The 6,083-nt window shown below is 67.4% G+C and carries 5 protein-coding genes; 2 read left to right on the top strand and 3 right to left on the bottom strand.

Features of this window, described 5'->3' with window-relative positions:
- Positions 1–77: 77 nt before the first annotated feature.
- A complete protein-coding gene (locus ACLQ3F_RS25675; protein ID WP_425851899.1) occupies positions 78–734 on the bottom strand; it encodes a DUF1345 domain-containing protein in 657 nt (218 codons plus the stop codon).
- 412 nt (positions 735–1,146) lie between these two features.
- Positions 1,147–2,184: a DUF808 domain-containing protein gene (locus ACLQ3F_RS25670; protein WP_425851897.1), complete on the bottom strand. Its 1,038-nt coding sequence runs from the start codon at positions 2,182–2,184 to the stop codon at positions 1,147–1,149.
- A 611-nt stretch (positions 2,185–2,795) separates the two neighbouring features.
- Between ACLQ3F_RS25670 and ACLQ3F_RS25665 the strand changes: the two genes are divergently transcribed.
- Positions 2,796–3,746: a quinone oxidoreductase family protein gene (locus ACLQ3F_RS25665; protein WP_425851895.1), complete on the top strand. Its 951-nt coding sequence runs from the start codon at positions 2,796–2,798 to the stop codon at positions 3,744–3,746.
- A 437-nt stretch (positions 3,747–4,183) separates the two neighbouring features.
- Here ACLQ3F_RS25665 and ACLQ3F_RS25660 read toward each other — a convergent pair whose 3' ends face one another.
- On the bottom strand, positions 4,184–5,260 hold the full coding sequence (locus ACLQ3F_RS25660) for a cellulose binding domain-containing protein (RefSeq protein WP_425851893.1): 1,077 nt from the start codon (positions 5,258–5,260) through the stop codon (positions 4,184–4,186).
- 618 nt (positions 5,261–5,878) lie between these two features.
- Between ACLQ3F_RS25660 and ACLQ3F_RS25655 the strand changes: the two genes are divergently transcribed.
- Positions 5,879–6,025, top strand: a complete 147-nt coding sequence (locus ACLQ3F_RS25655; RefSeq protein ID WP_425851892.1) for a hypothetical protein — start codon at positions 5,879–5,881, stop codon at positions 6,023–6,025.
- Positions 6,026–6,083 lie beyond the last annotated feature (58 nt).

The raw sequence follows: 6,083 nt of genomic DNA, 5'->3' as shown, positions 1-6,083 counted from the left end.
GAACGACAGGGACAGGAAGTCATACCGGGCCGAGCGACCGAGGGTCCCCGGCTGGGGACGATCAAAAAGGTAACGGGTCATGACTGGCCCAGATTGGTGACCAGATTGACCGCGACGGCCAGGATGCCGGTTCCGAAGGTGTAAGAGAGCAGCGCATGCCCGAGCGCGATCCGGCGCACGCGGTTGCTTGTCGGTTCGTTCTCACCCGGGGCGTAGGACATGCCGACCGTGAAGGCGACGTAGGCGAAGTCGGCGTACGCCGGTGGATCGTCCTGCTTGAAGTCGATGCCGCCATCGTGGCGGTAGTACAGCCGGGCGTATTTGAGTGCGAAGACCGTATTCACCAGCGCCCACGCCAGGATCACCGCGACGACGCTGAGGATAACCAGCGTGACAGCCACCACGTCCTGCTGGCCCGAGGCGCGGATGAGCGCCTCGGCCACGGCGGCGAGGCTGATGGCGGATGCGATCAGGATCGCCGCATCAGTGGACCGGGACTGCTGCTCCGCCTCGGCAAGCTGCTCGGTACGCCGTGGGTTCGCCGGCCAGCACGCCCGCCACACCGAGACGAGGATCGTGCCGGCTGCGATCGTCCAGATCACCAGCGGCGTCAACTCCGGTGCCCCGACCAGCGCGGTGGTGGCCCCTGCGACGACGCCGACGGCTAACGACCACAGGGCACGCCTGACCGACAGCAGCCGTCCCGGCGCCGGTCGTCCCGATTGCTGCTCCACCCGTTCAGCGTTCCAGCCCCAACGGATGATCTGCGAGATATCCGACTCGATTGCCGGTTCAGGTTGTCAATATGCCTGAATCGTGGAACCACCCCTGGCGGACTGACCATCACCCGCCAGAGGCTGCTCAGCCTCGCGACGCGGGCATGAGGGCTGTTTCGCTCAGCCGTACTTGTGTTGGAGCCGTGCCCCGTGCCAACCGGCGTTGACTTTCTCAAGCGGGCGGGTAACGGCTGTGATCGACCATTGCCGGTTGCCACCCGCGAGTACCCACCGCCGTTCACGCTCTGCCAAGCTGCTGCGGACCCCGGCGTGCCCGCGCGCAACGCTTCACATAGATCTGGGGCATGCCGGCGCCGGTATCTGGCAACGACTGCATGAGGCCCGTGGTCGAGTTGCGGTGATTTCGCGGTCATCCGCGCGGCGCTTGGTCCGCAGGAGCATCGCGACGCCGAGCTGCACGGCTCGGCGGCGCGGGGATGGTGCCGTCAGTACGAGTCGTGGCCGTCGCAGTCGCTGCCGCAGCCTTGGGTTTGCGGCGGTGGAGCGTGAGAGTCATGACCAGCACGACCAGCGCTCCGACGATCAGCCCGAGGATCGCGCTGGCCACCGTGTTGACGAGCCAGCCGACGAGCCCGCCGAGAACACCCGTGGCGTCGTGGGCAGCGACCTCCACGTGGTGCACGGCCTCGTACAGGAAGTGCAGGTTCAGCTCGTTCGTGCCCAGCAGCAGGATGTGCCCGCCCACCCACAGCATCGCCGCGGTGCCGACCACCGTCAGCACGGTGAGGACCACCGGCATCGCCCTCACCAGACCGCGGCCGAACGTGGCGACGGCGCCGGAACGTTGCGACAGGCGCAGCCCGGCGTCGTCCATCTTCACGATCAGGGCCACCACGCCGTACACCAGGACGGTTATGACGACCGCGACGACAGCCAGGATCACCAGGCGGGACCAGAACGCCTCATCGATCACCTCGTTAAGGCTGATGACCATGATCTCCGCCGAGAGGATCAGGTCGGTTCGTACCGCCCCGGACACCAGTGTCGTCTCGTCCTGCACCTTCTCCTCGCCCGCGCCGGAGGCGCCGTGGTGGGCGATCTTGGCCCACACCTTCTCCGCGCCTTCGTAACAGAGGTAGGCGCCGCCGAGCATGAGGATCGGAGTGAGCAGCCAGGGCACGAACTGACTGAGCAGCAGCACCGCAGGCAGGATGATGAAGAACTTGTTGCGCAGCGACCCCACGGCAATGCGCTTGATAATCGGCAACTCGCGCTCGGCCGCCAGGCTCCGCACGTACTGCGGCGTGACGGCAGCATCGTCGACGACGACACCCGCAGCCTTGGCGCCGGCCTTCGCTGCGGCCGCCCCGATGTCATCGATAGACGCGGCAGCGGCCCGGGCCAGCACCGCCACGTCATCCAGCAGGGCTACGAGTCCACCGGCCAAGGGAGGGTCCTTCCAGGGTTGAGCAGAGTTCGAACTGGCCCATTCTCGCTCAGGTCCCTGTGCGCGGCACGCCACCGCCCGGCCGAGGCGGTCCGCTGGAACGTGACCAGGACCTCAAAGGCGGGTCCGTCGCGTTCCACCGGTCGGGAGCCATGTTCCCTTCCTGCCAGCGTGTGGGGCAGAACATGGTGCTGAACACGCGCCTGCAGTTCCTGGTGCTCTTCACGTCCGGCCCGCAGGCGCGCGCGCCGCAGCCGTCGAGGACGTCGCCGCCGCGACCCGCGACGGTGCCCTGCCGGTCGGCGAAAACATGGCCTGCCGCTGCACCGCTTCCCGCTGCACCGCACCGCCGACGCTCACCGAGCGGTGGAGACCGGCGCGGTCGGCAAGGTACTGGTGGACGTCACGCCCTGAAGTTCAACCAGCTACCGCCTCTCCGACTCGCATCGGCTGCCGGTCCGCGCATCGGCTCCGTGTGCCACAGGATGTCGGGAGGAACTACGGTACGTGGTGGCACATCGCTTGGCGGCCCCCGCACGATCGGCGGCAAAAGCGGATGATCGATCATGCTGCGTTCGCCGATTACTGCGGGCGGGGGTACGTTGCTGATCATGCGAGCTGTACAGTGCGTCCGTTTCGGCGGTCCCGAAGTTCTGGACCTTGTCGATGTGTCGGAGCCCATGGCGGTCGATGGGCAACTGCTCGTCGACGTGAGTGCGGCAGGGGTCAACTTTGCCGACACCAGCCGCATTGCCGGGTCGTATCGTCCGGTGCCGGAGCTGCCGTTCATCCCGGGCACTGAGGTGGTCGGGCGAGCGACCGACGGTCGTCGGGTGCTCGCACCGACTTTCGGCGGTGGTGGCTTTGCTGAGCAAGCGGTCGTGGAAGACGCGGACGCCGTTGTGGTGCCCGACGGGGTGGGCGACGCCGAGGCGCTCGCGCTTCTCGTTCAGGGCCTGACCGCCTGGCATGTATTGAAAAGCTGTGCGCGAATGCGTCCCGGTGAGACCGTTGTCGTCAACGCCGCGGCCGGTGGTGTCGGCTCGCTTGCCGTCCAGCTCGCCAAGCACTTCGGTGCCGGGCGTGTGATCGCGACAGCCTCTACGGACGCTCGACGTAACCTGGCCCTCTCCTTGGGTGCGGACGTCGCCGTGTCCAGCGACCCGGACTGTTACGCCGAGCGGGTCCTGGAGGCCAACGATGGCATGCCGGTGGACGTTGTCCTCGAGTCGATTGGCGGCCGTGTGTTCAGCGCCGGCCTCGAAATCCTGGGGAACTTCGGACGTCTGGTCACCTTCGGGAATGCCTCCCGCGAGGGCTGTCCACCTGTCGATCCGAGCGCCCTCGCGGACCGCAACACCGCCGTGATGGGCTTCTGGCTACGCCCGGCCCTCACCGTTCCCGGCGCCTATGCGGAGCCGTTAGCCGAGATGTTCGCGCTCACGGCTGCCGGAGTGCTGAAGCCGATGGTCCATGCGGCATATCCCCTGGAGGACGCCCGCCGCGCTTTCGAGGACCTCGTCGCCCGCAGGACCACCGGCAAGGTAACCCTGCGTCCCTGAGACTTGACCCCGATCACCCGTCGCGATGCGGTGAAGCACTGCGAGCCTCGACCGCCAACCGCGAGTGGGATCGACGTCTCAGCTAACGGGACCGCCACTGGTCCGGCACAGCGGAAGCGGGCGACCGGACACCGATGTACAGCAGACCGGTCACTATGACGATCAGCGACCCGTGACCGGGGTACACAAGCACGACGCCGACCCCTCCGACAAGGCCGAGGTCTACCGGCAACTCGGCCTCCGGCCCTCAAACCGGGTGAGCAATCAAGCGCGATCGCGAGGGATATGAGGGTCGTGACCTTTGGTTGACCGCGTTCGAGAACCCCGGTTCGCTTGCCCGCCCATCGGCTTGACCCCGCGCGGATCGCGGCTAGATCAGTGCGCCGACCGCCTATGCCTCCGGATCGATCGTCAGCCCTTCACGGAGGGCCGAGGCGCTAACGGATGGTGAAGGTCAGCGGGTTCGAGATGCCGATGCCGCCGTGGGAATCGTGGACCCGCACGGTGAAGGTGGACGACGTGCCGGCCGACAGGGCCGTCTGGAACTGGTAGCGCTGTCCGCTGTTGGTTGGCGTCACGGCCAGCCGGGTTGCGCCGAGGTACAACTCCACCCGGCTGACGACGTCCCCGGGATCGGTGTCGGCGGCGTCGGCGACCAGCGTGACGGTCGTCGGCTCAAGGAAGTAGGTCTGCCCGCCGGGGGTGCTCAACGCCACCGCCGGCGGGTGGTTGGTGCCGGTGGACGCCGGCGTCACCACCGTGACCAGCAACGGCGGCGCAGCGCCAGACAGCGACTGGTCGGTGCCGGCCGAGACGTACAGCACGAAGGTGGTGCTGGTGCCGGGCTCCCCGATCGGTGGTGTCCACAGCGCCTCGTACCGGTCACCGGTCGTCCTCACCCCCCGGGCCGCCGTGACGCCGTCCACCCGGAACGACACCGAGGTGATGCTGTGTCCGCCTCCCACGGTCGCGGTCACCGCCAGCGGGACGGTTCCCGGCGTGGTGTACACCGCGCCGGCGGTCGGGCTGAGCCAGGTGACGATCGCCGGCCAGTCAGCGACCGGCGGTGTGGTCGTCCGGGTCGGCGTCACGCTGGGCAGGACGCCGCCGGTGCACGTGACGCCGTTGAGCGTGAACGACGCCGGTATGGGGTTGCTGCCCGACCAGGCGCCAACGAAACCGATGTTCGCGGAGCCATTGGTGCCCAGGGTCGCGTTCCAGCCCAGATTGGTCGCGCTGACCTGCTGGCCCGCCTGGGCCCAGGTGGCGCTCCAGGTTTGCGTGAGCCGCTGGTCGACTGCAGGGAACGCGAACCGCAGCGTCCACCCGTTGACTAGGTCACCCAAGTTGGTGACCGCGATGTCGGCGTGGAAGCCACCGGTCCACTGGCTGGTGACGACGTAGTTCACCCGACACCCGGCCGCCGCGTTCGCCGCACTGGCGTGTGAGATCGCGGCCATCATCGCGACCATGGCAACAGCGATGGCGGCCACAGCAGTCAGCGACTTCCGCATGGCACACCTCGCCGTAGATAGTTGGACGTCTATGAATATGTCGACTGTCCTGCTGCTCCGCCTTCCTGTCAAGGCACGCACGGCAGTCCTGCCGCCGGCAGGACAACGGGCAGCCCGCCCATGGCTGATCGGTAGCGGCCACAGCGCCGAGCAGGCAGAAGAGAAGAAGCAACGAAGTGGGCAGCACGTCCCGGCAGAAAACCGAGCGCCGGGTACGCGACCTCGCAATGTGGACCGGCGAGTGGGCAAATCAGCAGACCGACGGCCATCAGTCAGCCCCGAGCCACAGCGCGGGGCACCCTCGTGATGTGGGCGCCGGTGCCACTCTGGAAGCGAGCCGACACCGGCTACCTCTCGCTCGCGCCGCACGCCCTCCAACTCGGCGTGGACACCGGTGTCCTGGTCGCTACTGACGACAGTCACCGTCTTTATCGAGCTCTCGGATGGAGAGTACGCACACCCGTCGCGGCCGCGTAATACCAGAGCCCAGAAGTGCCTGATCCGCGCACGCTCGTCGGCATGACCGAACGTCCCCGACTGGATAACCGATAGCATCATGGCTGATATCTTCGGTGCCGCCGAAGTGGTCATCACAGCGGACGCGCGACCCCGCGCCGGATGAGCCGAGCAGAGATCACGGCTTTGGTGACCGCGCTCGGCGACATCGCCACCGTGCTCCGCGACGCCGACCCGGCCGACAAGGCCGAGGTCTACCGGCAACTCGGATCACCTACCAGCCTGAAACGCAGACGGTGCGCGCTGTAATCGATCTCAGCGCACACCGTGGGCACATCATTTGTGTCCGAGGGGCAACACGACCCGT

It is taken from the genome of Micromonospora sp. DT15, from assembly GCF_049841475.1.
Classification (GTDB): Bacteria; Actinomycetota; Actinomycetes; order Mycobacteriales; family Micromonosporaceae; genus Micromonospora.
The sequence above is the reverse complement of the archived record's forward strand: the minus strand, read 5'-3'. Positions and strand labels throughout refer to the sequence as shown.

Excerpts from the sequence above, each read along its gene's own strand:
- ACLQ3F_RS25665 (WP_425851895.1), top strand. The coding sequence starts at position 2,796 with ATGCGAGCTGTACAGTGCGTCCGTTTCGGCGGTCCCGAAGTTCTGGAC.
- ACLQ3F_RS25660 (WP_425851893.1), bottom strand. The coding sequence starts at position 5,260 with ATGCGGAAGTCGCTGACTGCTGTGGCCGCCATCGCTGTTGCCATGGTC.
- ACLQ3F_RS25655 (WP_425851892.1), top strand. The coding sequence starts at position 5,879 with ATGAGCCGAGCAGAGATCACGGCTTTGGTGACCGCGCTCGGCGACATC.